Raw genomic sequence first — 25,411 nt, 5'->3', positions numbered from 1 at the left:
GCGACTCCCATGATCATCGGCAACGTCGCCATCGACGCCGCGATCCGGCTCACCGCCCGGTGGATCCTCATCGTGGCGGCCACGGTCTTCGCGTTCTGGAAGACGTGGCAGGACGTGTGGCGCAGTACCACCGAGGGCACCGCCATCGGCTACGTCTTCGTCGTCCCGGCGCTGTGCATCTGCGCAGCGATCGGCATCTCGCTGCGGCGGGAGGGCGAACTCCCCATCCACGACCGCCAGACCGACAAGATCGTCGGCGGCATCGGGCTGCTCGTCACCCTGGCGGTCCAGGTGCTGCTCCTGCCGCGGTTCGCCGAGGACTACCAGTTGATGCACATCGACGTCGTCGCGGCGTGGGTGTTCGTGTTCAGTTCCGCGGTCCTCGTCTTCGGTCTCCGCCCGGTGTGCCGGTTCTGGCCGGTCTGGGTGCTCGCGCTGGGGCTCGGTCCGCTGACATACCGTTCGCTGGCGATCATGCTCGGCGGCCAGCGTTTTCACTACGGCCTGATCATGGTCGTCCTCGCCTCCGGCGCCACCGCCATCGCCGTCAGCCGGAGCAACCGCCGCGCCGCCGTCGGTTTCGCCTGCTCGGTGGCACTGGGCAGCGTCGCGTTGTACGTGACGATCAGGATGTTCCCGACGGCGCCCACGTTCGCCACCCAACTGGGGCCGGCCCTGGCCACCTCGATCATCGTCGGAGCCTGCTTCTATGTGCACAAGCGTCGCGGCGGCAGCCTCGCGCCGTTCGACCGGCCCGTCCGCCGCCCCACCATCATCAACAGCGGCTTCGCGTTCGTCGCGGTGTTCGTAGTGGCCGCGGCGCTGTTCATGACGCCGCTCCCCGACCAGAACCTGACCCCCGTCTCGCCCGGACCCGCTCCCGCCGCGCATGCGGGGATCGTCGTGCCGGGCGGCTGGCAGGAACTGGACTTCACCGAGTACAGCTGGCCGCGCAAGTACTTCGGTTCCACGTCGCAGCTCACCCGGCAGACCATCCGCACCACCGAACCCAACCCGGCGTGGGACGTGCAGAACCGCCCCCGCACCGTGCAGGTGGACACGTTGTCGGTGCGCAGGCCCACGACGCTCGAGGTCTACCCCAGCCACACCCAGTACCAGCTGCAGAACGCCCGCGTCAGCTCGAAGGTCTTCGTCGACGTCGGTCGCGGGGTGACCGCCGAGATGTACACCGTGGTCGACGACGATCTCCTCCTCACCTGGAGCAACCTCAACTTCGTGTGGGTGCGGGGCCCGGGACTCACGCAGCGGATCAGCCTCATCACCGTCGACAATCACGACCCCGACGCCATTTTCCCCGAACCCGCACCGTCGATGGCGTCCAACGGCGCCAACTCGCTGGCCGTCCTGCTGCGGGGCAAGACCGCGGTCTCCGACACGGAACCGGAGTACAAGGACCGGGACATGCTCGAGACCCTGGCACGCGAGATCGTGGAGGCGCAGCAGTGGTGACCCGCGAAAACGACACGTACGACACCGAGTTCAAGGCCGCCGCCCTCCACGACGCCGTCAACGGCCTCCGCGAGAAGCACCCGATGTCGTCCGCCTCGGTCGCGTTCTACCCGTGGCAGCGCAACCTGCTGCTCACCCTTCTGGCCGTGGGGATCGTCTGTGCGTACTTCTTCCCGATCCCCACGCTGGTGGCGGTCACTCTCTTCTGCACCATCGCGTACGTCTGGACGCTGGCCGACCGGCTGATCCTGTTCTTCCGCGGCCTGGACGGCAGCACCATCGTGAACATCTCGGACGAGGACGCCCTCGCACTGACCGACGACCGGTTGCCGCCGTACACGATTCTGGTTCCCGCCTACAACGAACCGGAGGTCGTGGCCGACCTCATCGCGGCCATGCGCGCGCTGAACTACCCCGAGGAGAAACTGCAGGTGCTCCTGCTCCTCGAGGAGGACGACGACGTCACCATCGACGCCGCGAACGCCGCCGGAGTCGGCGACGTGGTCACCATCCTCCTCGTGCCGCCCGCCGATCCGCGGACCAAGCCGAAGGCCTGCAACTACGGACTGCACTTCTCCACCGGCGAGATCGTCACCATCTACGACGCCGAGGATCACCCGGACCCGCTGCAACTGCGGCGGGTCGTCGCGGCGTTCGACCGGCTCCCCGACAACACCGCGTGTGTGCAGGCGAAGTTGGCGTTCCACAACGGAACCCAGAATCTGCTCACCGCGTGGTTCACCGCCGACTACGCGCTGTGGTTCGGGTTCATCCTGCCCGGACTGATGCGCAGCGATTCGCCGATTCCGCTCGGTGGCACGTCGAATCACCTGCGGCGCAGCGTGCTCGACGAGATCGGATCCTGGGATCCGTTCAACGTCACCGAGGACGCCGACCTGGGGGTGCGCATCGCCGAATCGGGGTACCGGACCGCGGTCCTCGACTCCACGACGCTGGAGGAAGCGAACAGCGACGCCATCAACTGGATCCGCCAGCGGTCCCGCTGGTACAAGGGCTATCTGCAGACGTGGCTGGTGCACATGCGCAGACCCGTGGGCCTGTGGCGGGGTCTCGGCGCCGTCGGGTTCTTCCGGTTCACCGCCCTCATGGCGGGGACCCCGCTGATCGCGTGCCTCAACATGGTGTTCTGGCTGATCAGCCTGGCCTGGATCCTCGGTCAGCCACAGGTGATCCAGGAAGAGTTCCCCGCGTACGTGTACTTCCCGGCGCTCGTCTCACTGCTGTTCGGCAACGTCGCCGTGCTCTACATGAATCTGATCGCGTGCCGGGAGACCCGGAACTCGGCGCTGCTGATCGCGGGACTGACGACCCCGCTGTACTGGGTAATGATGAGCATCGCGGCGATCAAGGGTACGTACCAGTTGATCCGGAACCCGTCGTACTGGGAGAAGACGTTCCACGGTCTGAGCGGGGCGAGCACCCCAACCGCGACCGAAATGGATGCGGCGCAGTCGAGTTCGGGGGCGACGCCGTGAGGCCGACGCGCTGGCTGTTCTGGGGCTGCACCGCACTGTACGTGGTGATCGGGCTGTATCTGACTGTCGGGCACGGATTTCTGATGGGCGATGCGCTCAGTCGAATTTCCGCCGCACGCAGCGTCCTGTTCAGCCGGGACCCGCACCTCGCCGCGATCGGTTTCGTGTTCACACCTCTGACGGCGGTGGTCCAGTTGCCGACGGTGCTGCTCAGCCACTGGTGGCCCGGCCTCACCGCCTGGGGTGTGACGGGGGTGGTGATGTCTGCGCCGTTCATGGCGGGCGCGGTGGTGCAGATCTACAAGATCGGCACCGATCGCGGCTGCCCGCCGTGGCTGATCTGGGCGGTCACCGCCCTGTTCGCGCTCAACCCGATGATCGTCTTCTACGGCGGCAACGGCATGAGCGAGGCGCCGTTCCTGCTGCTGATGTGCTGGGCCACCCGCCGGCTGATCCGCTGGTGCACCACCGACGACATCCACGACCTCGTCGCCGTCGCGGTCGCCCTCGGACTCGCGTATCTGACCCGGTACGACGCGCTGGCCGCCGGACTGACCGTGACCGCCTTCGTGTTCGCGACGACCCTGCTGCGACAGGGCTGGAAGAACAAGCGGGAACTGCTATTTCCCGCGGCGCTGGACGCCGTGCTGGTGGCACTGCCCACCGTCGTGGCATTCCTGGCGTGGGCGGCCACCAGCTGGCTCATCACGGGTGAGGCCCTGCAGCAGTTCTCGTCCACGTACGGAAACTCCAGCATCCTCGCCCAGAGCGGCGGCGGATCCACCGACGCGGGGTACGCCCTGATCTTCTCCGTCGCGGAGACCGTCGTGCTCGGGCCCGTGCTCCCCCTGCTGGTGCCGATCGTCGCGGTGCTGGCCTGGCGTCGCCGCGACCTCGAGGTCGTGGCAGCCGTCGTCGTGCTGGGCTCGGTGATCGCGTTCGCCACGCTCAGCTACATGCGCGGACTGACGTTCCCGTTCCTGCGGTTCTACATCTGCGCGCTTCCGCTGATGGCGGTGCTCGCGTTCCAACTCGTCCCGCCGGGCGGGGCGCTGGTGGAGCGTCGGCACGGCCCGCACGGGTTCACGCGGCGCCTCGTCGCCGGCTCCCGGTCGATCCCGGCCGCCCTCGCCGTGGCCCTCGTCGTCTTCACTCCCGTCGCCACCGGTGCGCTGATGGTGTCCCCGACCCTTTCGGATCAGCAGTACGCACTGGAATCGGTCGTGTTCCCCGCGCCGCACGACACCTCCGACAAGCGGCGGACCGAGCGCCGGATCATCGCCTCGTTCAGCACCGAACGGGAACTGGCCCGCCACATCGACGGAATGAAACTGCCCGAGGGATCGGTGCTCATGGACACCGTCTACGGGTTCGCCGTGTACACCGCGACCGACAATCCGCGCACGTTCGTCATCCCCTCCGACCAGGACTTCACGTCGATCGTCAACCGGCCCGCCGAGCACGGCATCCAATACGTCCTCGCGGTCCCCAACACCGGTCGCGGCGAGTCCGATGCCGTCAACAGGCGGTACCCGACGCTGTACGAGACCGGCGCGGACATCGCCACGCTGGAACTCGAGATCCCGAACGACGGCCAGGACCAACCCACCTGGCGGCTGTACCGGGTGCTGTGACCGTCAGCGGGTGCCGTTGCGTTCGCGGAGTACGCCCCGCACCGGGTCGTCGGGACCGATGTCGTACGTGCACTCGCCGGGACGGGGGTCGGGCACGAACGCCCACAGCAGTGCGCCCGCGGTCCCGGCCGCGCGCTGGCCGTCGATCTTCACGGCCACGTCCCGGGCCCGCTGCTCGACGGAGACGCATCCCCGTCCCGAATACTGTCCGATCTCCGCGACGAGGATCGGCTTGCGCAGGTGCTCGGCCTGCTCGATGTGCACGGCGAGGCCGTTGTACCGGTCACCCGGCAGCGGAACGCCGTCGGCGCCGTAGTCGTGGTACTGCAGGACGTCGAGGCCGGGCGACGCACCCACGAACTCGTAATCCGTTCCCGCCGTGCCACACTGGCCGCCACCGATCATGCCGAGCGTAATCGGGTGGCGGTCGTCGAGGCTCCGGACGAGACCACCGGCCTGATCGACGAACGTCCGCAGCGTCTCGCCGGCGGTGTCCGTGCAGCTGTGGAGCGGGGTCAGTGGTTCGGGCTCACCGATCAACTCCCACATCGCCAGCGACGGGGAGTCCTGCCACCGCTTCACCGCCGTCGTCACCCAGTCCTCGTAGCTGAGCACCGAACCGGGGGCGACGTTGCGCCAGCCGCCGTCGTACCATTCGCTCGACTTGAAGATCTCGTCGCCGCACGATCCGTCCTGCGCGGCGAGGACCGGGATCACCAGTTGGCGGTGCGCCTCGGCCGCCCGGAAGACGTTGTCGATGCCGGTGAAGTCCAGCGCGCCGGTCGTCTTGTCGATCGCCAGCCACTGGAACGCGTTGAACCGGGTGAGCGACCCCTCCGGCAGGCCGTCGAAGAAACCGTCGAGGTCCACCTCCGCACCGCACCCGCGGTTGACGGACCAGTCGGTGGCCAGCTGATAGGCGTTCAGTCCGGCGGGCCACCACGGCCGGCCGTCGAGGGTCAGCCCGGACGCGGACGCCTGCACCCGCGGCACCGACGGCTGCGTCTTCGCCGGTTCGGCCGTTCCGCACCCGGCCAGCCCGAACAGCGCGGCCGCAAGCAGCAGCGCCGTCGTGCGACGTCCCGTCATGCGTGCCAGGGTGCCAGGTTCTCGTCTCCGCGGCACGCCGAATCCCCCGTGTGCGAGAGTGGTCGGGTTCCGAATCCGGCGCGGGAAGGACACGTGCGATGAGCCCTGTGGTGACGATCGACGAGTTGGCGGCACTGTTGCGCAGCGACGCTCCCCCGGTCCTGCTGGACGTGCGGTGGGCCCTCGGCGACACCGAGGGCAGGCAGCATTATCTCGACGCGCACATTCCCGGGGCCGTGTTCGTCGACCTCGACACCGAACTCGCCGCCCCGGGGCGCCCGGAACTCGGCAGGCATCCGCTGCCGAACGTGGCCGACCTCCAGGTCGCCGCGCGCCGGTGGGGAATCCGGGCGGGCAGCACCGTCGTGGTCTACGACGCGACGGGGAATCTCGCCGCCGCGCGGGCATGGTGGCTGCTGCGCTGGGCCGGTGTTACCGACGTCAGCATGCTCGACGGCGGCCTCGGCGCGTGGACGTCGGCGGGCCGCCCCGTCCGATCCGGCGACGAGCAGGCGCGGGTCCCCGGCGACGTCGTGCTCACCGAGGGCCACCTTCCGACGCTGACCGCGGACGAGGCCGCCGAATTCGCCGACCATGGTCATCTCCTCGATGCCCGTGCCGCCGAACGGTATTCAGGAGCGACCGAACCCGTCGACCCCCGCGCCGGGCACATTCCCGGCGCCCACAGCGCCCCGACGTCCGAGAACCTCGGACCCGACGGGCGGTTCGCTGCGGTCGAGGCGCTGCGCGCACGGTTCGCCGCGGTCGGCGCCGAGCCCGGACGTCCGGTCGGCGTCTACTGCGGATCGGGTGTGACGGCGGCCCATCAGGTTGCGGCGCTCGCCCTCGCAGGCATCGACGCCGCCCTGTACCCGGGGTCGTGGTCGCAGTGGTCGTCCGATCCCGCACGTCCGGTCGCCACCGGCCCCGACCCGCGGTAGCGGCGGGTCACCCCGCCCGGCCTGCCGCCTCCACGTCGTGCGCCGGGTAGGCGTGGATGAGGGCGGTGCTCAGCTTCGGGACCGCGTGGGTGAGCGTGTGTTCGGCGGTGTGCGCGACGCGGTGTGCGTCGCTGAGGCTGGTCGACGGGTCGACGTCGAGTTCGGCGTCCGCGTGCAGGCGGTGCCCGATCCAGCGCATCTTCACGCTCCGCACCCCGACCACTCCCGGTTCGGCGGCGAGGGCCTGTTCGGCGGCGTCGACCAGTCCGGGGTCGACACCGTCCATCAGCCGCCGGAACACGTCGCGGGCGGCGGTCCGCAACACGAGCAGGATCGCGGCCGTGATCACCAGGCCCACCACGGGATCGGCGAGGGGAATACCGACTGCGACGCCGACCGCGCCCAACACCACGGCGAGAGAGGTGAATCCGTCGGTCCGCGCGTGCAGTCCGTCCGCCACGAGAGCGGCAGAGCCGATCCGCCGGCCGATCCGGATGCGGTACAGCGCCACCCACTCGTTGCCGGCGAAACCGATGATCCCCGCGAGCGCCACCCACCCGAGATGCTGGATGGGCACGGGATCGAGCAGGCGCCGGACCGCCCCCACACCCGCGACGACCGCGGACAACGCGATCATCACCACGACGAACAACCCGGCGAGGTCCTCGGCCCGGCCGTATCCATAGGTGAACCGCCGGGTGGCGGCCCGCCGTCCGAGGGCGAACGCGATCCACAGCGGGACCGCCGTCAGCGCGTCCGAGAAGTTGTGGATAGTGTCGGCGGCGAGCGCGACCGAACCGGACACCACCACCACGATCACCTGGGCCAGCGCGGTGACTCCCAGCACCACCAGGCTGATCTTCACCGCCCGGATGCCGATCTCGCTGGCCTCGAGCGTGTCGTCGACGCTGTCCGCGGAGTCGTGGCTGTGCGGGGCGAAGATCTCGAAGATCGCCCCGCGGACGCCGCCCGAATGGCCGTGGCCGTGTCCGTGTCCGTGTCCGTGGCCGTGTCCGTGGTCGTGGTCGTGGTCGTGGCCGTGGCCGTGGCCGTTCACGAGGCACCTTCCTCCGCGGCGAGATCCGCATCCTCGTGGAGGACCTGTAGGTCCCCCGTCGCGCGATGGTGGCCGGGGATGCCGGGGCCTGCGTGCTCGGCGTTGAACACGGCGTCGGTGACCAGCTGCTGCACGTGCTCGTTGGCGACGCTGTAGTAGATGGACGTGCCCTCCCGCCGGGTGTGCACGAGGCGGGCCATCCGGAGCTTCGCGAGGTGCTGCGAGACGGACGGCGCCGGCTTCCCGACCCGTTCGGCCAGCTCGTTCACCGACAGTTCGCCGCCCACCAGCTGCCACAGCACCTGGACCCGGGTGGAATCGGCCAGCATGCGGAAGACCTCGACAACCAGCCCTACCTGGTCTTCGTCGAGCCTGCGCCGGCAAACGCGCTTATCTGCATTCATACGCAGATAATAGGTCAGTTCGTGTTGTGATGCACCAGACACCGAGAGGGCTTACTTGCTTGCACTAACGATGTATATAGTTGCTTGCATCAAGTAAGTCGTCCTTCAGGGGTTGCCATGTCCATCACGTCAGTGCCTTCCGTATCGCTGGGCACCACCGAAGCGCTCATCGACGAGGTCTTCCTCTTCGGCCGAGTGCTCAAGGAGGCCCTGATGTCGGAAGCCGACGGCCACATGCCACGCGCGCTGACGGGGGTCCTCCTCGTCCTCGCAGCTCGCGGGGAATGCCGGCAGAACGAACTCGCCACCGAGATGTGCGTCGGCCAGTCGTCACTCAGTCGCCAGATCAACGATCTGGTGGAGTTCGGCTACGTCACGCGCCATCCCGATCCCGCCGACGGGCGCGCATTTCGAATACGCGTCTCTGAAGACGGAATGACGTACGTCAAACAATTCAGAACCCAGCGCGCCGCACGAATGCAGAAATTGCTGACGGGGTGGAACGAGACCGAGGCAGCAACTGCCCTCGACTCGATCAGGCACCTGAAGGAAACACTCGTCGACCCAGAACACCGGATCGTCACGAGCTCGAACCCGATTGGAACACAAAGCGTATGACCGAGACACAGACTCGGCCGCCCGTTGAAGAAACGACGGCCATGACGCACCGCCAAATCCTCGAAGCCCTCACGGGTCTGCTCGCAGCGCTGTTCACCGCCCTGCTCAGCAGCACGATCGTATCCACCGCACTCCCGACGATCATCGGCGACCTGAAGGGCACCCAGACCGCGTACGCCTGGGTCATCACGAGTGCACTGCTCGCCAATGCCGCCTCGACGCCCATCTGGGGCAAGCTCGCCGACCTGTTCAACAAGAAGGTCCTCGTCCAGAGCGCGATCGTCATCTTCGTCATCGGTTCGGTGATCGCAGGGTTCGCGCACAACGTGCCGATCCTGCTGACCGCGCGTGTCATCCAGGGCATCGGTATGGGTGGCCTGACAGCGCTCGTCGTCGCCATCATCGGCACCATCGTCTCGCCCCGTGAACGCGGCCGCTACTCCGGTTACATGGGTGCAGTCATGGCCGTGTCGATGTCGGGTGGTCCGATCCTCGGCGGCGTCATCGTCGACAGCCCCCTCGGCTGGCGCTGGTGCTTCTTCGTGTGCGTCCCGCTCGCCGTCATCGCTCTGTTCCTGCTGCAGCGCACGCTGCACCTCGCGACCGAGAAGAAGGACGACGTCTCCATCGACTGGCTCGGCGCCCTCCTGCTGACCGCCGGTGTGTCCATCCTACTGATCTGGGTCTCGTTCGCCGGCAAGGCGGGCTACTACGAGTGGTTCTCCCGTGAGACGGCCCTGTACGTCGGAGCCGGTGTGCTCCTGCTGGTCGCGACGATCCTCGTCGAAGCCAAGGCCAAGTCGCCGATCATCCCACTGAAGATCGTCACGGAGAAGACCACCGGACTCGCCATCATCGCGTCCGTCGCGGTCGGTGTCGGAATGTTCGGCTCCACGACGTTCCTCGGCCAGTACTTCCAGACCTCGCGTGGCTACACCCCCACCATGGCCGGAGTGCTCACCATCCCGATGGTCGCCGGCATGCTCATCGGCACGGTCGGATCCGGACAGCTCATCACCCGCTTCGGCAAGTGGAAGCCGTTCGTCGTCGGCGGCGCCGTCCTGATGATCACCGGCTTCGGACTGCTCGGCACCCTCGATCACGAAACCAACCTGACCCTGGTCGGCACGTACATCGCGATCATCGGTCTCGGCATGGGCATGCTGATGCAGAACCTGGTCCTCGCGGTGCAGAACACCGTCAGCGTCCAGAACATCGGCGCCGCATCCAGCTCGGTCGCCTTCTTCCGGACCTTCGGTGGCGCGATCGGCGTCTCGGTTCTCGGTTCGGTGCTGGCCACCCGCGTCGCCGACCTGTCGGCCGACGGTTTCGCGAAGCTCGGCATCCCGACCGGATCGAGCAGCGGCGGCGGAAGCCTGGACCTGAAGTCCATGCCCGCACCCGTCCGGGAAGTCATCCGCGCCGCGTACGGAGACGCAACGGGACGGATCTTCCTGATCGCCGCCGTCGTCGCCGTCATCACCCTGATCGCCGTCATCCTGATCCCCAACCGCCCGCTGCGTCGCACCATCGACCTGTCGAGCGAGCAGGAGCCCGTCCAGGAACCCGAGTACGCGCCCGTTCCGGACTACGCACTCGAATCCGACACGGCGCCGATCCCGTCGTCCGACGTCCGCAGCGGCAGGCACGAGGCACCCGCCGATCAGCACCAGCCCTTCGCCGGGTTGAGCTCGGACGCCCGGGACCGTCTCCTGTCCATGCTCCTGCCCCAGCCGGAGCGCACGCTGGAAGCGATCGACGAAGCAGAGAAGATCCGCGACGAGGTCAACCGCCTGCGTAACGATCTCAACGCCAAGCTCGTCGAATTCGACGAGGTCTGGGATCGCCTGCGCGAGCTGGGACTGAGTGAAGACCAAGTGGCCGGCGTCCTCGGTGGCGGCCACGTGACGGACACCGGCAACGGTGCCCTCATCCGCTGAATGAGATGATCGTTCAGTTCCACGACGCCGTCGGCTCGCCCACGTATCCCCCTCTACGTGGGCGGGCCGGCGGCGTGTTCGCACAACTGACCCGGTTCACCCTGGTGGGCACGGCGAGCAATGTGCTCTACGCTCTCGCGTTCTTCACCCTCGACGTGTACGGGTCGTTCGTCGCCAACCTGGTCGGCGTGGTGACCAGTTCGATGTTGGCCAACGAACTCCACCGGCGGCTCACCTTCCGCGCCGCGGACCGCGTCCGCTGGTTCGTCGCGCAGTGGGAAGGCGGGACCCTCGCCCTGATCGGGCTGGGTGTCAGTTCCCTCGCGCTCGCACTCCTGCACACGCTCTTCCCCGGCGCCGACGGCCTCGTGCAGGTCGCGCTCGTCGTCGCCGTCAGCGCCGTCGTCGGCGGGCTGCGGTTCCTCGCCCTCCGCGGCTGGGTTTTTGCCTCCGGCCTGTGAGTACTTGTTAACCACGGGCGGTTAACAAGTACTCACGGCAGGGGTCGGTGCCACGGACCCGTGATCGCCAGCGTCAGCCCCGGGGACTGGATGTTCGCGAACAGGATCCTGCCGTCGGCGCTGAATGCCGGACCGCAGAATTCGCTGTCGTTCAACTCGTTCCGAGCCATCGCGAAGGGCTCACCCTCCGCCGTGACTCCGACGAGGTGGCTGATTCCTTCGCCGTCCTCCGCGAGAATCACGCCGCCGTACGGCGAGACGGTGATGTTGTCGGGCCCGTCGTAGTTGCCGGTGTCCACGGCGGGATCGGGGTTGACACCGAACAGGGTCTTCAAGGTGATCGTCTGTTTCGCCGGGTCGAAGAACCACACCTGGCCGTCGTGCTCGGCGACGCTGCCGTCACTGGTCCGTGCGTAGCTCGCGACGAAGTAGGCGCCGCCGTCGCCCCACCACTGCCCCTCCAGCTTGCGACTCCGGGTGACGGCGTCGTTCCCGAACTGCTTGCGCACCGACGTGCTCGTGGCGTCACGGTCCGGCACCCCGACCCACTGCACGGAGTACACCGTGCCCGGCTCGGTGGCCTGCGACAGGTCGGGGACGTGGGTTCCGCCCTGGAAGCAGGCCATCGCCTGGAGCGCGCCCGCGGTGTCGCCGCCCGGGGACTCGGCGAGTTCGCGCAACGCGTTCGGTCCGCCCCGGAAGCCCTGCGGCGGCGTCCACCGGCAGTACAGCCCGTTCGGCCCGGACGCATCCTCCGTGAGGTAGATGGTGCTCGACGCCGGATCCACCGTCACCGCCTCGTGCGCGTACCGCCCCAGGAACTTCAGTGGCACAGGGCTTTTGCCCCTGTTCGCGTCCTGGCTCGCCGGGTCCACCTCGAAGACGTAGCCGTGGTCGAGCAAGAACCCGTTCTCCCCCGCGCAGGCCTCCGTCTCCTCGCAGGTCAACCAGGTTCCCCACGGGGTGATGCCGCCGGCGCAGTTGTTCACGGTGCCCGCGACGCTGACGTACTGGCCCTGCCGTGCGCCGTCGGCACCGACCGCAGTCGTGGTGGTACCGCCGCGCGCCCGTGTCGTACGTCAGTCCGTCGAGCGCGGGCACGCCGAACGGTTCGTCGCTGCCGATCTCGTGGTTGGTGACGAGCGTGGAACCGCCGGGCCGCGCGAACACCCCGATCGCGTCGGGGTCGCTCGGCACCGGTACGCCGCCGTCCAGCTGTGTCTCACCCGAGCGGGAGACGACGGTGTACGAAAAGCCCACCGGGAGTGAGAGAATGCGGTTCGGGTCCGGCACGAGCGGTCCGTAGCCGATCGCCTGTCCCGGTGCCGCGGACGCGAACGCCGGGCGGACGAGGGCGTCGACGCTTCCGGCGAGCGCCACACCGAGGCCGGTGAGCGCGGTGCGACCGAGGAATCCGCGGCGGTTGAGTGGTGCAGTGGACACTGCGTGAAACCTCCAAGGTGACGAACCGGATGCGAACTCTCCCCCGTGAGTACTTGTTAACCGCCGGCGGTTGATAAGTACTCACGGGCGGCGAAGCCGCACAACCGTTGACACGTGACCAAATGGTCACCTATTCTCAGGTGCATGGACGACGATCACGTCTTCAAGGCGCTGGCCGATCCGACCCGCCGCCTGATACTCGACCGATTGTTCGCCCAGGATGGTCAGACGCTCACCGAACTCGAGTCGCAGGTCGAGATGACGCGATTCGGGGTCATGAAGCATCTGCGTGTGCTCGAAGACGCGGGACTCGTCGTCACGCGCCGCTCCGGCCGGGAGAAACTTCACTACCTCAATCCTGTGCCGATACAGCTGATCCACAACCGGTGGATCGACAAGTACACCGAGCGTCACACCTCGGCGCTCGCTCAGCTGAAATCCGAACTGGAGGAAGAGAAATGACTACCGCCGACGCAATCCAGATCTACGCCGTCTACATCAAGGCGACCCCGGAGGCCATCTGGGAGGCCATCACGAAACCCGAGTGGTCGCAGCAGTACGGGTACGGCGGCCTCGTCGACTACGACCTGCGCGCGGGCGGGACGTTCCGCACGCGTGCGGACGACGCCATGAAGGAATATCCGGGCGTTCCGGACGTGATCGTCGACGGCGAGGTGATCGAATCCGATCCGCCGAAGAAGCTGGTCCAGACGTGGCGGATGCTGATGGACGCCGACAATGTGGAGGGTTTCACCACGCTGACTTACGAGATCGCGCAGTCGAGCAGGCCCGGAGTCGCGAAACTGACTGTCACACACGACCTCACCAACGCACCGGGCCTGGCCGAGATGGTCGCGGGCAGGCGGGAGCCCGAGGGCGCCGGCGGTGGCTGGAACGAGGTGCTGAGCGGGATGAAGACACTGCTCGAGACGGGTCAGCCGATGGTGAACTGGGGCTGAACGCCGGGTCGGCGGGCGCGAGGGCCCGACATCTGTCGGATGGCCGCAGTAAGCTCCAACCATGACGGCTGCGCAGTCGCTCGACGAGGAATTCCTCGCACTCGCCGACCCTTACCGGCGCGAGTTGCTCGCCCATTGTTATCGCATGATGGGCTCACTTCACGATGCCGAAGATCAGATGCAGGAGACGTTCATCCGGGCCTGGCGCGGATACGACAACTACCAGCAACAGGCGTCGCTGCGGACGTGGCTGTACAAGATCGCCACCAACACCTGCCTGACGGCGTTGCAGAACAAATCGAAGCGTCCGCTGCCGAGCGGTCTGGGCGCTCCCGACTCCGACCCGACCGCCGAACTCGTCGAACGGCACGAGGTGCCGTGGCTCGGACCGCTCCCCAACCGTCTCATCGACGACGACGCGAGTGATCCCGCCACCGTCGTGACGTCGCGCGAGTCGGTGCGGTTGGCGTTCATCGCGGCCCTTCAGCATCTTCCTGCACGTCAGCGCGCTGTTCTCGTCCTCCGCGACGTGTTGCAATGGAAGGCGTCGGAGGTCGCGGCGGCCCTCGGCACCACCACGACGGCGGTCAACAGCCTGCTGCAGCGTGCCCGGACGCAACTCGAACTGGTCACTCCGTCGGCGGACACGCTCGTCGAACCGGAGTCCCCCGAGGAACGCGAACTGCTCGACCGCTACGTGGCCGCGTTCGAGAACTACGACATCGACGGGATCGTCGAACTGTTCACCAAGGACGCCGTCTGGGAGATGCCGCCGTTCGAGGGCTGGTACCGCGGCGGGACCGCGATCGGCACCCTGGTCAGCGAAAAATGCCCGGCCAAGGCGCGGGGCGACATGAAACTGGTGCCGACGGTGTCGAACGGACAGCCGGCGCTCGGCCTGTACATGCGCGGGGAGGAGGGGGTCCATCGGCCGTTTCAGCTGCACGTCCTGGACGTGACGGCCGACGGGGTCTCCCATGTCGTCTGCTTCTTCGACATCGATCTGTTCGAGAAGTTCGGACTGCCGGAGACCCCGCCGGCCTGATCCCTACGCCGGCACGGCGGCCGGATCCATCCACATGACCTCCCAGACGTGGCCGTCCAGGTCACGGAACGCGCGGCCGTACATGAAGCCCTCGTCCTGGAGCTTGCCCCACGCCGTCCCGCCGGAGGCGAGGGCCTTGTCGACGAGGCTGTCGACCTCCTCGCGGCTGTCGGCCGAGATACACAGCAGCGCCTCGACGGCCTTCGAGGTGTCGCAGATGCCGCCTTCGATGAAGTCCTTGAACCGGGACTCGACGAGGAGCATCACGGACGTGGACTCGTTGATCACCATGGCGGTGCAGGAATCGTCGCTGAACGTGGCGTTGAACTCGAAGCCGAGTCCGCCGAAGAACTGCTTGGTCGCATCGAGGTTCTTGATCGGCAGGTTCACGAAGAGCATCCGGGACATGTGATTCTCCTTCTCGGGTTCCGCCCAGCGCGGAAGTCATCGATACAGACCACGGCGGTGCGCGAAACTCATCGGCGACCGCGCGCCCGATTCTGTCAACTCTCGGCCAGGTCGAGGAACGAACCGATCATGTTCCGTCCGGCCGCGGCGGATGGGACTGCCGAACGAGGCCGCGAGAAGTTGCGCGCCGAGGCGGATCCCGAGCATCGGAAGACCAGCCTCCACAATTTTTTTGATGAAGTTTCGCTCTCGTGGAAGTTGCGGGTGGGTAACGTCGTCAGGGCGCGCGCATCGGACCGCACATCACCACCAGACCACCGATGTCGTGAGCAGCCGACCGTTCAAACGCTCGGCAGATAAGGTACTTGGTGTAGCGAAATCCCCGCTCCGCCAGCACAGTACCGACGAGAGCCGGTCCTTCGAACGACACGTGCTTTACAACTGCCCAGGGCTTGTTCATGCCACAATTCTTACCGAGTAGGGACTTTCGGCCCTAGGCAGTTTCGGAAACGCGAATTCCGCACTGAGTGCACAAAATTGGGCAGTTCACACGGAGTTCACTTTGGCTGTACATCGGGCGAATGACAACCGTCGAACTGGACGCTTGTCTAGTGGCATGGCTCACGGGAAACCTGTAGAAATACGACGTCACGCTTTCGTGACCGGTCCCATATCAATTAGTTACCCGGTGGTGGTCCCCGACAAACGGAACGTCACCATTTCTCGTTACCTCAGACCACAGACGAGCCCTCCCGCGATCCGGGAAGTCGTCTACGGGATGGAAAGGGCAATAGATGCCGCTCCCCATGTCCCCCCTCGACTCGATGTTCCTTCTCGGCGAGTCCCGAGAGCACCCGATGCATGTCGGCGGCGTGGAGATCTTCCAGCTCCCGGAAGGCGCCGACACGTACGACATGCGCGCGATGCTCGACCGCGCGCTCGCCGAGGGCGACGGAATCGTCACGCCCCGGCTCGCCAAGCGGGCCCGCCGGTCCTTCTCCTCGCTCGGCCAGTGGAGCTGGGAGACCGTCGACGACATCGACCTCGGTCACCACATCCGGCACGACGCACTGCCCGCCCCCGGCGGCGAGGCCGAGCTGATGGCCCTGTGCTCCCGGCTGCACGGATCGCTGCTCGACCGCAGCCGCCCGCTGTGGGAGATGCACCTGATCGAGGGACTGAGCGACGGACGGTTCGCCGTCTACACCAAGATCCACCACGCGGTCGCCGACGGCGTCACCGCCATGAAGATGCTGCGCAACGCGCTCAGCGAGAACTCGGACGATCGGGACGTGCCCGCGCCGTGGCAGCCGCGCGGCCCGCGCCCGCAGCGGACGCCGTCGAAGGGGTTCAGCCTGTCGGGCCTCGCCGGTACCACCATCCGCACCGCCCGCGAGACGGTCGGTGAGGTCGCCGGCCTCGTGCCCGCGCTCGCCGGCACCGTGTCCCGCGCCTTCCGCGACCAGGGCGGCCCGCTCGCCCTGTCCGCACCGAAGACCCCGTTCAACGTGCCGATCACCGGCGCCCGCCAGTTCGCGGCGCAGTCGTGGCCGCTCGAACGTCTCCGCCTCGTCGCCAAGCTGTCCGACAGCACCATCAACGACGTCGTGCTCGCGATGTCCTCGGGAGCGCTCCGCAGCTACCTCGAGGATCAGAACGCCCTGCCCGCCGAGCCGCTGATCGCGATGGTGCCGGTGTCGCTGAAGAGTCAGCGCGAGGCGGCGACCGGCAACAACATCGGGGTGCTCATGTGCAACCTCGGCACCCACCTCCGCGAACCGGCGGATCGGCTCGAGACCATCCGGACCTCCATGCGCGAGGGCAAGGAAGCGTACGGCTCGATGACCGCCACGCAGATCCTCGCGATGAGCGCGCTCGGGGCGGCACCGGTCGGCGCGAGCATGCTGTTCGGGCACAACTCGCGGGTGCGCCCGCCGTTCAACCTGATCATCTCCAACGTCCCCGGCCCCAGCTCACCGCTGTACTGGAACGGTGCGCGACTCGACGCCATCTACCCGCTGTCGGTGCCCGTCGACGGCCAGGGCCTGAACATCACGTGCACCAGCAACGACGACATCATCTCGTTCGGTGTCACCGGCTGCCGCAGCGCCGTGCCAGACCTGAAGTCGATCCCGGCCCGGCTCGGACACGAACTGCGCGCACTGGAGCGTGCCGTCGGGATCTGACGTCAGGGGGTCTTCCGGTCGCTGTGCCCGAGATCGCGGTCGGGCGCGACCCGGTCACGGACCAATTGCTTGAGGACGGTGATGTCGGGGAAGCCGCCCTGTTCTTTGCGGTCCCAGATCAGGTCGTCGTCGACGGTGATGCGGAAGATCCCGCCGGTGCCGGGGACGAGTGCCACCTCGCCGAGTTCCTGCCCGAACGTGGCGAGTAGTTCCTGCGCCATCCACGCTGCACGCAACAACCATTGGCACTGGGTGCAGTAGGTGATCGCGACCCGGCCGTCTGCGTTGCTCGTCGTCATCGTGCCAGGTTAACCGAACACGCTCCCCCGCTTGCTGTTCGAGTTGCATGCGCGACACCTGTTCGTCATGCGGGCGTCAGCATGGTGGGGCAGACTGTCGATCGCCATGCTGTGCCCCCTCGCCGAAAGGAAGCCGCCATGCCCACCGCGCTCGAAGAATCGCGTCGTCACGCCCTCGACCTGACCAACGAGAAGATCCAGGCCGTCAAGGACTTCTTCACCAACATCTTCCGTCTCGACACCACGCACCGCACCGAGGCGTGAACGGCCGGGGAGGCCTTCGCCGCGAAGGCCTCCCCCCGTTCACCGGATCGTCCCGAAGAACTCCACGATCTCCGCGGCCCGGAAGTGGTCTTCGGACACGTGTGGGCCGCTCACCTCGACGAATTCGACGGAGTCCGAGCCGCGGCGGATCATCTCGACCCACGGCCCCGTGACCCCGGCGATGTTCGCGACCTCGTCCTCCCGCGACGCGTACACCCGAATGGGTACTCCCACATAATCTCCCGGCCGGTGCCGGACGGCGTCCCAGTGCTCGGTCCTCGGTTCGAGGTCGTGCCCGTCCGCGGACAGGCCGAACGCGTCCCGCACGGTGTCGCGTCCGTGCTCACCTCGTTCCCACACCGCGCGCAGCGACAGCGACGGGGCGATGAACACCGCACCGTCCCACGGCACCTCACGCAGGCGCACGGCGTTCGCGGCGGCGTTGCCGCCCATCGACTCGCCGATCAGGAACCGCTGCGTCATCGGCCACCGCTGGGACACCCACGCGTTCAGCGCGGCCACGGCGTCCTGCGCCGACCGGTTCCCCCACCGGTCGCCGTGCAGGTACGGGCTCGCGACCACGTATCCGGCGTCGAGTAGTCCGTCCCGCAGTCCGGCGCGGTCGTCGATCGACCGCTCGTCCCCCGTCCGCCCGTGCAGGTAGTACGCGACCGCCGACGGCGTCACCCCGCGCGGCACCGCGACCAGCGCACGATCACCGGACCGCGGGACCGTGACTGCGTGCTCGTCGTACCTGGTGTGGTGTGCCGTGCGCCGCGTCACCGGTTCGACGGCGCCGGCACGAATTGTCACACCGCCAACGCTAACAAGCGACGACGCGACGTGCCGGGTGGCGATCCCGAACCCGGCACCGGTTTCACCGAGTCGGGCTGACCGCCGGCGACGCACTCCTATACTTCGTAGCGTTGAGCCCTAGTTGCGAGGGGGATCGATGACCGGATTCCTGCTACGACGTGCGCTCAACTACGTGGTGCTGTTGCTGCTGGCGTCGTTCCTGACGTTCAGCCTCACCTCGCTCACCTTCCGCCCGCTCGACAGCCTGGAGCAGCGCAATCCGCGGCCGCCGCAATCGGTGATCGACGCGAAGGCCGCCGAACTGCACCTGGACGACCCGATCCCGGTGCGGTACGCGAACTGGCTGGGCGGCGTGGTGCACGGCGACTTCGGCACCACCATCACGGGTCAGCCGGTCTCGGACGAGTTGGGCCGCCGGATCTTGGTGAGTATGCGATTGTTGATCCTCGGTTCCGTCATCGGCGCGGTGCTGGGGGTGCTGATCGGCGCGGCGGGTGCGATCCGGCAGTACAAGTTCAGCGACTACTTCAGCACCGTCGTGTCGCTGCTGATTCTCAGTGCGCCCGTGTTCCTCGTGGCGACCCTGCTGAAATACGGTGCTCTCCAGATCAACTCGGCCACCGGCAGCCAGATCTTCCTGTACACCGGGGAATCCTCGGCCAGCGCGATCACCGGGTTCTGGCCGCAGTTCGTCGACCGGGTGCAGCACCTCGCGCTGCCGACCATCGCGCTGGCGCTGGGCAGCATCGCCGGCTACAGCCGGTATCAGCGCAACGCGATGCTCGACGTTCTGGGGAGCGACTTCATCCGGACCGCGCGGGCGAAGGGGCTGACCCGGCGGGAGGCACTGCTCAAGCACGGACTCCGGACGGCGCTGATCCCGATGGCGACCCTGTTCGCATACGGGTTCGGGGCGCTGGTCGTCGGGGCCACGTTCACCGAGAAGATCTTCGGCTGGCACGGCATCGGCGAGTGGATCGTGATCGGCATCGACAATCAGGACACCAACATCGTCGTCGCGATCACGTCGTTCACCGGCCTGATCGTGCTGTTGTCGGGTCTGCTCTCGGACGTCGTGTACGCGGCGCTCGACCCGAGGGTGCGTGTCGGGTGACCGAGATCCAGATCGCGTCCACCGATGCGGCGGTGTCGGCCGTCGGTCGCCGGACCCTGCTGTTCCGGCGGTTTCTCCGGAACAAGCCCGCCATCGCCGGGGTGTGCATCCTGCTGTTGCTGTTCGTGGCCAGTTTCGTCGGACCGTACCTGCTCCCCTACGACTATCAGCAACTCGACTACACCGCGCTGCTGCAGCCGCCCAGCGCCGAACATCCGTTCGGCACCAACCAGATCGGGCAGGACGTTCTCGCGCAGACGTTGCGGGGGCTGCAGAAGTCGCTGATCATCGGCATCTGCGTCGCGCTGTTCTCCACCGCCATCGCCGCGCTCGTCGGTGCGCTGGCCGGGTATGTGGGCGGCTGGCCGGATCGGGTGATCATGTGGCTGGTCGATCTGCTGCTCGTCGTTCCCAGCTTCATCATCATCGCCGTGTTCACTCCCCGGCTGAAGTCGTCGAGTTCGATCGTCCTGCTGATCCTGCTGCTGGCGGTGTTCGGCTGGATGATCACCGCCCGGATGGTCCGCGGGATGACGCTGAGCCTGCGCGAGCGGGAATTCGTGCAGGCCGCCCGGTACATGGGGGCGCCGACGCACAAGATCATCACCAGCCACATCGTCCCGAACATCGCGTCGATCCTGATCATCGACGCCACCCTGAACGTCGGTGCCGCGATCCTCGCCGAGACCGGGCTCAGCTTCCTCGGGTTCGGCGTGCAGAAACCGGACATCTCCCTCGGGTCGCTGATCGCCGACGGCACCGAATCCGCCCTCACCTACCCGTGGCTGTTCATGTTCGCGGGCGGGCTGCTGGTGATCACCGTGCTGTCGGCGAACCTGGTGGGCGACGGTCTCCGCGACGCCGTCGACCCCACCTCGAAGCGCGCCCGGTCCCGCAAGAGCAGGAAGAAGGCCGAGCAGTGACCGGGGAGCCGCTGCTCGACATCGAGAACCTGCGGGTCAGCTTTCCCAGCGAGGAAGGCCGGATCGAGGCGGTCCGCGACATCAGCTACACCGTCTCCGACGGCGAGGTGCTGACCATCGTGGGTGAGTCGGGTTCGGGCAAGTCGGTGGCGTCCCTCGCGGTGATGGGCCTGCTGCCCGAGCATGCGCGCGTCACCGGCTCCATCCGCTTGCAGGGCCGCGAGTTGCTGGGCATGGGTGACAAGGAACTGTCGGCGCTGCGCGGGAAGACGGTCAGCATGGTGTTCCAGGACCCGCTGTCCGCGTTGACACCGGTGTACCGGGTCGGCGACCAGATCGCCGAGGCGCTGCTCGTCCACGGCCGGGCGAGCAACAGGAAGGACGCCGAGCAGCGCGCCGTCGACCTGCTCGATCTGGTCGGGATCCCCGATTCTGCGTTGCGCGCCAAGGCCTTTCCCCACGAGTTCTCCGGCGGCATGCGCCAGCGGGTGGTGATCGCCATCGCGATCGCGAACGATCCCGCGCTGATCATCTGCGACGAACCGACCACCGCCCTCGACGTGACCGTGCAGGCGCAGATCCTGAACCTGCTGCGCAAGGCCCGTGATCTCACCGGCGCCGGCGTCGTGATGATCACCCACGACATGGGCATCGCGGCGACCCTCGCCGACCGCGTGGTGGTGATGTACGCGGGCCGGGTGGTGGAATCCGCTCCGGTGCGGGAACTGTTCGCCGAACCCCGAATGCCCTACACCGCAGGACTACTCGTGTCCGTACCGCGGATGGACGCGCCGATCCGGAGCCGCCTGGTCTCGATCGCCGGCGCCCCGCCGGCCCCGCATGCGCTGCCACCGGGTTGCACGTTCGCGCCGCGCTGCCCGCTCGCCGTGGACGCCTGCCTGCTCGCCGAACCGGAACTCGTCGCGACCGGACCGGCCCATCGGGCGGCGTGCATCCGCGTCGACGAGACGGGCGCCCGCGACCTGTTCACGGCGTACCGGCGGGATCAGCCGGCGCCCGCCCTCACCGCGAGGACGGCGCCCGAGCACCGGGTGGTGCTGCAGGTGACCGACCTGGTGAAGACGTATCCGATCACCAGCGGTCTGGTGTTCCGCCGCAAGCGCGGCGAGATCCGGGCGGTCGACGGCATCACGTTCGACATCCGTGCCGGTCGCACGCTGGCGTTGGTGGGCGAATCCGGCTCGGGCAAGTCGACGACGTTGACGCAGGTCCTCGACCTGTCCGCGCCGGAATCCGGGTCGATCGAGGTGCTGGGCGCCGACGTCGCGGCGCTGAGCGCCCATCGCAGGCGCGCCCTCCGGCGGAAGATGGCCGTCGTCTTCCAGGATCCGACGGCGTCCCTGGACCCCCGGCTGCCGGTGTTCGACGTGCTCGCCGAGCCCCTGCGGCTGGACGGCCGGGGGCGCGAGGAGATCGGCCGCCGGGTACCGGAACTGCTCGACCTGGTCGGGTTGCGACGCGAGCACGCCGACCGGTATCCGGCCGATTTCTCGGGCGGCCAGAAGCAGCGGATCAGCATCGCCCGGGCACTCGCCCTCGATCCGGAACTGCTGTTTCTGGACGAACCGGTGTCTTCGCTCGACGTCTCCATCCAGGCCGGGGTGCTCAACCTGCTGCGCGACCTGCAGGAGCAGCGGGGCATGTCGTACCTGTTCGTCTCCCACGACCTGTCGGTGGTCCGCAACATCGCGCACGACGTCGCGGTGATGTACCGGGGCAGGATCGTCGAGTCGGGGGCCGCGCAGACGATTTTCGAGGATCCGCAGCACGAGTACACCCGGGCGCTGCTCGCGGCAATCCCCGTTCCGGATCCGACCGATTTGGCACACTAGGGTCAGCGAACTTCGAGGAAGGGCACATCCATGAGGATTCGTTCGGCGCGCACCCGCCTCGCGGCATCGTTCCTGGCCGTCGGCCTCGTTCTCGCCGGCTGCGGGGGTTCGGACACCGGCGCCGGGACCGGATCCGGGTCACTCGGCACCACCAACGACATCAACCCGCACGACCCCAGCGAACTGCGCGACGGCGGAAACCTGCGGTTGGCGCTGTCGGGTTTCCCCCCGAACTTCAACACGCTGTCCAACGACGGCAACGACTCCGAGATCGGCGGCATGCTGAAGCCGATGATGCCCCGCGCGTTCGGCACCGACGCCTCGGGGGCGCTGTCGGTGAACCACGACTACTTCGTCGACGTCGCGCTCACCGGCACCGACCCCCAGCAGGTCACGTACACGATCGACCCGAAGGCGGTGTGGTCCGACGGCACCCCGATCACGTGGGAGGACATCCAGTCCCAGGCCGCGGCGCTCAGCGGGAAGAACAAGGAATTCCTGATCGCGAACACGTCCGGGTTCGAGCGGGTGGACCGGGTTGAGCGCGGCGTCGACGACCGTCAGGCGGTGATCACGTTCGCCGAGCCGTACGCCGAATGGCGGGGCCAGTTCGCGGGCAATTCGATGCTGTACCCGAAGTCGGCCACCGCGACCCCCGAGGCGTTCAACACGAGTCTGCGCGACGGGATCACGGTGACGTCGGGACCGTTCAAGATCGCGTCGATCGACAAGGCGCAGAACCGGATCACGTTGGGCCGCAACCCCGCCTGGTGGGGCAACACCCCGAAACTGGACACCATCACGTACAGCGTGCTCGACGACTCGGCGCGCATTCCCGCCCTGCAGAACAACGAGATCGACGCGTCCGGACTGGGCACGATCGACGAGGTCAAGACCGCGGAGGGTTCGGACGGCATCGCGATCCGCCGGGCGCCGGGAACCCAGTTCTCGCACATCACGTTCAACGGCGCGGACGGATCGATCCTCGCCGATCCGGAACTGCGGGTGGCGCTGTCCAAGGGCATCGACCGGCAGGGCATCGCGACCGCGATCCAGAACGGTCTGGTCGACGACCCGAAGCCGCTGAACAACCACGTCTACCTCAGCGGTCAGCAGGGCTACCAGGACAACAGCGCGGCCGTCGCGTACGACCCGGAGGAGGCGGCGCGGCGACTCGACGAACTCGGCTGGAAACTCAACGGCGAGTTCCGGGAGAAGGACGGGCGCCGGCTCGAGATCCGCGACGTGATGTACCAGTCGACCACCTGGGTCCAGATCGCGCAGATCGTTCAGCAGAACCTCGCGCAGATCGGCGCCAAGCTGAACATCGACACCCGCGGCGGCACCGGGTTCTTCACCGACGTCATCCAGCCCGGCGACTTCGACCTCGCCCAATTCTCCTGGGTGGGTGATCCGTTCCCGCTCAGCGGCCTCCCGCAGATCTACGCGTACAATCCCGAGGACCTGCAGGGCAATTACGGCCGGATCGGTTCGCCCGAACTGAATGCGCTGATCGAGCGGACGATCTCGGAACTCGACCCGCAGAAGGCGATCGAACTGGCCAACGAGGTCGACACCGAAGTGTTCGAGGAGGGGTTCTCGCTGCCGCTGATGCAGGCGCCGGGCAACGTCGCGGTGCGCGACAACCTGGCGAACTTCGGCGCCGCCGGTCTCGCGTCCTACGACTACACCAAGATCGGCTTCCTGAATTAGCGGGTTCGCGGCCGTGCGCTACCCGGTGGCCGTCGCCGTGGGCGCGCTGCTGGTGTGCGGCGGGTTCGCCGTCATCGCCGATGCCGATCAGCTCAGCGCACTGGTCGTCGTGGCGGCGGCGGTGCTCGGGGTCACCGGCTACACCTGGTTCGCGGCCACCCGCGCGGCATCGGGGCCGGGACGGCAGGCCACGGTGCACCGAGTTCGCCAGCAGCACCGGCTGACCAGCAGGTCCTGGATCGAGGTCCGCGAAAAACCGGGTTCACGGTGGATTCCGGTGTTCTTCGATCCCGCCCTGCTCACCCTGCCGACCCCGACCGCGGCGACGGTGCACGACGCCGGCGGGCGCACCGCGGTGATGTGGGAGGGCCGTCGCCTGCTCCCGTCCGGGCGAGCGCGTCGTTCGGAGCCACCCGGCCGGTTGATCGACAACCCGTCGCGCCCGGATCCGGACGGTCCGGTGCGCGCCCGGGTGGCCGTCCGGCCCGCCCGCAGGCTCGTCCTCGACGCCCAGTACGCGGTGGCGGCGCCGTTCGCCGGGGCACTGTGGGTGTACGTCGCGGGCGGCGGACTTCCCGCATTCGCCGGCGCAACGTGCGTGGCCGCGGCCGTCGCCGTGTGGTTGGCGGCGGTCCGGGGCTCCGACCCCAGCTGAGGCGGGCTACGACATGGTGACGCCCGAGGTGACGAAGCACGGCAGCAGCCCGGCGATCTCACTCAGCACCGGTCCGAACCCCACGGCGGCCGGTACCGGGTCGTTGACGAACGCGACACCCCGGAACCCGGTGGTGAGGTTCGTGAACTGCACGACGGCGCCGTTCCACTGCGCGAACGGCGCGGCGGTGGTGTACCGGATCCGGTCGGGTCCGACCCGTTCCGCGTTGAACGTGAGCCACGCTCCGGGGGCGCACGTCGACATCGAGCCGGGGACGAACGGCGCGGCGGAGGCGGCGCCGGGCACAGCGAACGACAGTGCGCCCGCGACGGCGATCACCGCTCCCAGCCGACCCAACACTTTTCGAGTGGACATCGGAATTCCTTTCGGGGCGCGCCAATCCGTCTCCCCGAGTACGGCGGAACCGCGTCACTGAGTGTGAATACCAGGTCCGAGAATTATATCTCCGCAGGTACCTCCGGCCGCTAGTACTACAGTCGCGTTTAGGGGAGGTGTCCTCGGGCTCGGTAGTGGGATTGTCGGGCTCGGTGTTGATGGCGGCGACGCCAGTGGGAGCGTGCGAGGACGTGACGCGGGTCGGGTAGATACGTCCAGATCAAGTG

26 protein-coding genes and 1 pseudogene are annotated in these 25,411 nt (G+C 67.7%); 17 read left to right on the top strand and 10 right to left on the bottom strand.

Going from position 1 to position 25,411, the window contains the following annotated elements:
* The first annotated feature begins 9 nt into the window (after nucleotides 1-9).
* From CA951_RS26685 to CA951_RS26675, 3 genes are read left to right on the top strand one after another with little or no spacing between them, the layout of a single operon-like run.
* Nucleotides 10-1,470: a hypothetical protein gene (locus CA951_RS26685; RefSeq protein ID WP_087559699.1), complete on the top strand. Its 1,461-nt coding sequence runs from the start codon at nucleotides 10-12 to the stop codon at nucleotides 1,468-1,470.
* Nucleotides 1,467-2,966 carry a glycosyltransferase gene (locus CA951_RS26680; RefSeq protein ID WP_087559811.1) on the top strand — a complete coding sequence of 500 codons (1,500 nt, stop codon included), beginning with the start codon at nucleotides 1,467-1,469 and terminating at the stop codon, nucleotides 2,964-2,966. The genes CA951_RS26685 and CA951_RS26680 overlap by 4 nt, the downstream gene beginning before the upstream one ends.
* Nucleotides 2,963-4,600: a glycosyltransferase family 39 protein gene (locus tag CA951_RS26675; RefSeq protein WP_087559698.1), complete on the top strand. Its 1,638-nt coding sequence runs from the start codon at nucleotides 2,963-2,965 to the stop codon at nucleotides 4,598-4,600. Before CA951_RS26680 ends, CA951_RS26675 begins: the two co-directional genes overlap by 4 nt.
* Before the next feature lie 3 nt (nucleotides 4,601-4,603).
* Here the strand turns inward: CA951_RS26675 and CA951_RS26670 are convergent, their stop codons facing one another.
* Complete coding sequence (locus CA951_RS26670) at nucleotides 4,604-5,689, bottom strand: beta-mannosidase (RefSeq protein WP_087559697.1); 1,086 nt, start codon at nucleotides 5,687-5,689, stop codon at nucleotides 4,604-4,606.
* A gap of 107 nt (nucleotides 5,690-5,796) precedes the next feature.
* Between CA951_RS26670 and CA951_RS26665 the strand changes: the two genes are divergently transcribed.
* Nucleotides 5,797-6,630, top strand: a complete 834-nt coding sequence (locus CA951_RS26665; RefSeq protein WP_087559696.1) for a sulfurtransferase — start codon at nucleotides 5,797-5,799, stop codon at nucleotides 6,628-6,630.
* A 7-nt stretch (nucleotides 6,631-6,637) separates the two neighbouring features.
* On the opposite strand, the gene CA951_RS26660 is transcribed toward CA951_RS26665, so the two are convergent.
* Both CA951_RS26660 and CA951_RS26655 read right to left on the bottom strand, forming a co-directional pair.
* Nucleotides 6,638-7,687, bottom strand: a complete 1,050-nt coding sequence (locus CA951_RS26660) for a cation diffusion facilitator family transporter (protein ID WP_087559695.1) — start codon at nucleotides 7,685-7,687, stop codon at nucleotides 6,638-6,640.
* Nucleotides 7,684-8,091, bottom strand: a complete 408-nt coding sequence (locus tag CA951_RS26655) for a metalloregulator ArsR/SmtB family transcription factor (protein WP_087559694.1) — start codon at nucleotides 8,089-8,091, stop codon at nucleotides 7,684-7,686. Before CA951_RS26655 ends, CA951_RS26660 begins: the two co-directional genes overlap by 4 nt.
* Nucleotides 8,092-8,208: 117 nt before the next feature.
* Between CA951_RS26655 and CA951_RS26650 the strand changes: the two genes are divergently transcribed.
* The 3 genes from CA951_RS26650 to CA951_RS26640 are packed head-to-tail and all read left to right on the top strand — an operon-like array spanning nucleotide 8,209 to nucleotide 11,110.
* Nucleotides 8,209-8,709 carry a MarR family winged helix-turn-helix transcriptional regulator gene (locus tag CA951_RS26650; RefSeq protein WP_087559693.1) on the top strand — a complete coding sequence of 167 codons (501 nt, stop codon included), beginning with the start codon at nucleotides 8,209-8,211 and terminating at the stop codon, nucleotides 8,707-8,709.
* Complete coding sequence (locus tag CA951_RS26645; protein WP_087559692.1) at nucleotides 8,706-10,649, top strand: MFS transporter; 1,944 nt, start codon at nucleotides 8,706-8,708, stop codon at nucleotides 10,647-10,649. The genes CA951_RS26650 and CA951_RS26645 overlap by 4 nt, the downstream gene beginning before the upstream one ends.
* 5 nt (nucleotides 10,650-10,654) lie before the next feature.
* On the top strand, nucleotides 10,655-11,110 hold the full coding sequence (locus CA951_RS26640) for a GtrA family protein (protein ID WP_087559691.1): 456 nt from the start codon (nucleotides 10,655-10,657) through the stop codon (nucleotides 11,108-11,110).
* A gap of 32 nt (nucleotides 11,111-11,142) precedes the next feature.
* On the opposite strand, the pseudogene CA951_RS26635 reads toward CA951_RS26640, so the two are convergent.
* Nucleotides 11,143-12,553 (bottom strand): annotated as a pseudogene (locus tag CA951_RS26635) (alkaline phosphatase PhoX).
* A gap of 144 nt (nucleotides 12,554-12,697) precedes the next feature.
* Between CA951_RS26635 and CA951_RS26630 the strand changes: the two are divergent.
* From CA951_RS26630 to CA951_RS26620, 3 genes are all read left to right on the top strand, one after another.
* The gene (locus CA951_RS26630; protein ID WP_087559690.1) at nucleotides 12,698-13,015 is read left to right on the top strand and encodes a helix-turn-helix transcriptional regulator; all 318 of its coding nucleotides are present in this window, start codon (nucleotides 12,698-12,700) and stop codon (nucleotides 13,013-13,015) included.
* A complete protein-coding gene (locus CA951_RS26625) occupies nucleotides 13,012-13,512 on the top strand; it encodes an SRPBCC family protein (protein ID WP_087559689.1) in 501 nt (166 codons plus the stop codon). The genes CA951_RS26630 and CA951_RS26625 overlap by 4 nt, the downstream gene beginning before the upstream one ends.
* A 61-nt stretch (nucleotides 13,513-13,573) precedes the next feature.
* On the top strand, nucleotides 13,574-14,557 hold the full coding sequence (locus tag CA951_RS26620) for a sigma-70 family RNA polymerase sigma factor (RefSeq protein WP_087559688.1): 984 nt from the start codon (nucleotides 13,574-13,576) through the stop codon (nucleotides 14,555-14,557).
* 3 nt (nucleotides 14,558-14,560) lie between these two features.
* On the opposite strand, the gene CA951_RS26615 is transcribed toward CA951_RS26620, so the two are convergent.
* The 3 genes from CA951_RS26615 to CA951_RS44505 all read right to left on the bottom strand — a co-directional run bounded on the left by CA951_RS26615 (nucleotide 14,561) and on the right by CA951_RS44505 (nucleotide 15,425).
* Nucleotides 14,561-14,965: a VOC family protein gene (locus CA951_RS26615; protein ID WP_087559687.1), complete on the bottom strand. Its 405-nt coding sequence runs from the start codon at nucleotides 14,963-14,965 to the stop codon at nucleotides 14,561-14,563.
* Nucleotides 14,966-15,001: 36 nt separating this feature from the next.
* Nucleotides 15,002-15,172, bottom strand: a complete 171-nt coding sequence (locus CA951_RS44510) for a hypothetical protein (RefSeq protein ID WP_256974100.1) — start codon at nucleotides 15,170-15,172, stop codon at nucleotides 15,002-15,004.
* Between the two features lie 70 nt (nucleotides 15,173-15,242).
* The gene (locus CA951_RS44505; RefSeq protein ID WP_256974092.1) at nucleotides 15,243-15,425 is read right to left on the bottom strand and encodes a hypothetical protein; all 183 of its coding nucleotides are present in this window, start codon (nucleotides 15,423-15,425) and stop codon (nucleotides 15,243-15,245) included.
* Nucleotides 15,426-15,759: 334 nt separating this feature from the next.
* Here CA951_RS44505 and CA951_RS26605 point away from each other — a divergent pair, with 334 nt between their 5' ends.
* The gene (locus CA951_RS26605; protein ID WP_087559686.1) at nucleotides 15,760-17,151 is read left to right on the top strand and encodes a wax ester/triacylglycerol synthase family O-acyltransferase; all 1,392 of its coding nucleotides are present in this window, start codon (nucleotides 15,760-15,762) and stop codon (nucleotides 17,149-17,151) included.
* 2 nt (nucleotides 17,152-17,153) lie between these two features.
* On the opposite strand, the gene CA951_RS26600 is transcribed toward CA951_RS26605, so the two are convergent.
* Nucleotides 17,154-17,450: a SelT/SelW/SelH family protein gene (locus CA951_RS26600; RefSeq protein ID WP_087559685.1), complete on the bottom strand. Its 297-nt coding sequence runs from the start codon at nucleotides 17,448-17,450 to the stop codon at nucleotides 17,154-17,156.
* Nucleotides 17,451-17,588: 138 nt separating this feature from the next.
* On the opposite strand from CA951_RS26600, the gene CA951_RS44500 reads away from it, so the two are divergent.
* A complete protein-coding gene (locus CA951_RS44500) occupies nucleotides 17,589-17,714 on the top strand; it encodes a hypothetical protein (protein WP_256974091.1) in 126 nt (41 codons plus the stop codon).
* A 39-nt stretch (nucleotides 17,715-17,753) separates the two neighbouring features.
* Here the strand turns inward: CA951_RS44500 and CA951_RS26595 are convergent, their stop codons facing one another.
* Nucleotides 17,754-18,527: a S9 family peptidase gene (locus tag CA951_RS26595; protein ID WP_087559810.1), complete on the bottom strand. Its 774-nt coding sequence runs from the start codon at nucleotides 18,525-18,527 to the stop codon at nucleotides 17,754-17,756.
* Nucleotides 18,528-18,666: 139 nt separating this feature from the next.
* On the opposite strand from CA951_RS26595, the gene CA951_RS26590 reads away from it, so the two are divergent.
* Genes CA951_RS26590 through CA951_RS26570 form a run of 5 tightly spaced genes read left to right on the top strand, consistent with a single transcriptional unit; the run spans nucleotide 18,667 to nucleotide 24,788 of the window.
* On the top strand, nucleotides 18,667-19,644 hold the full coding sequence (locus CA951_RS26590) for an ABC transporter permease (RefSeq protein WP_087559684.1): 978 nt from the start codon (nucleotides 18,667-18,669) through the stop codon (nucleotides 19,642-19,644).
* On the top strand, nucleotides 19,641-20,567 hold the full coding sequence (locus CA951_RS26585; protein ID WP_087559683.1) for an ABC transporter permease: 927 nt from the start codon (nucleotides 19,641-19,643) through the stop codon (nucleotides 20,565-20,567). The genes CA951_RS26590 and CA951_RS26585 overlap by 4 nt, the downstream gene beginning before the upstream one ends.
* Entirely contained in the window at nucleotides 20,564-22,420 is a 1,857-nt protein-coding gene (locus tag CA951_RS26580) for an ABC transporter ATP-binding protein (protein ID WP_087559682.1), read from the top strand. The genes CA951_RS26585 and CA951_RS26580 overlap by 4 nt, the downstream gene beginning before the upstream one ends.
* A 30-nt stretch (nucleotides 22,421-22,450) precedes the next feature.
* Nucleotides 22,451-24,133 (top strand): ABC transporter family substrate-binding protein, encoded by a 1,683-nt coding sequence (locus tag CA951_RS26575; RefSeq protein WP_087559681.1) that lies wholly within the window; start codon nucleotides 22,451-22,453, stop codon nucleotides 24,131-24,133.
* Nucleotides 24,134-24,182: 49 nt separating this feature from the next.
* Entirely contained in the window at nucleotides 24,183-24,788 is a 606-nt protein-coding gene (locus CA951_RS26570) for a hypothetical protein (protein ID WP_087559809.1), read from the top strand.
* Nucleotides 24,789-24,794: 6 nt separating this feature from the next.
* Here the strand turns inward: CA951_RS26570 and CA951_RS26565 are convergent, their stop codons facing one another.
* Nucleotides 24,795-25,163, bottom strand: coding sequence for a hypothetical protein (locus tag CA951_RS26565; RefSeq protein WP_087559680.1), 369 nt, complete (start codon nucleotides 25,161-25,163; stop codon nucleotides 24,795-24,797).
* Nucleotides 25,164-25,411: the final 248 nt, after the last annotated feature.

The sequence above is a fragment of the Rhodococcus sp. NCIMB 12038 genome (genome assembly GCF_002165735.1).
Taxonomy (GTDB): domain Bacteria; phylum Actinomycetota; class Actinomycetes; order Mycobacteriales; family Mycobacteriaceae; genus Rhodococcus_F.
The sequence above is the reverse complement of the archived record's forward strand: the minus strand, read 5'-3'. Positions and strand labels throughout refer to the sequence as shown.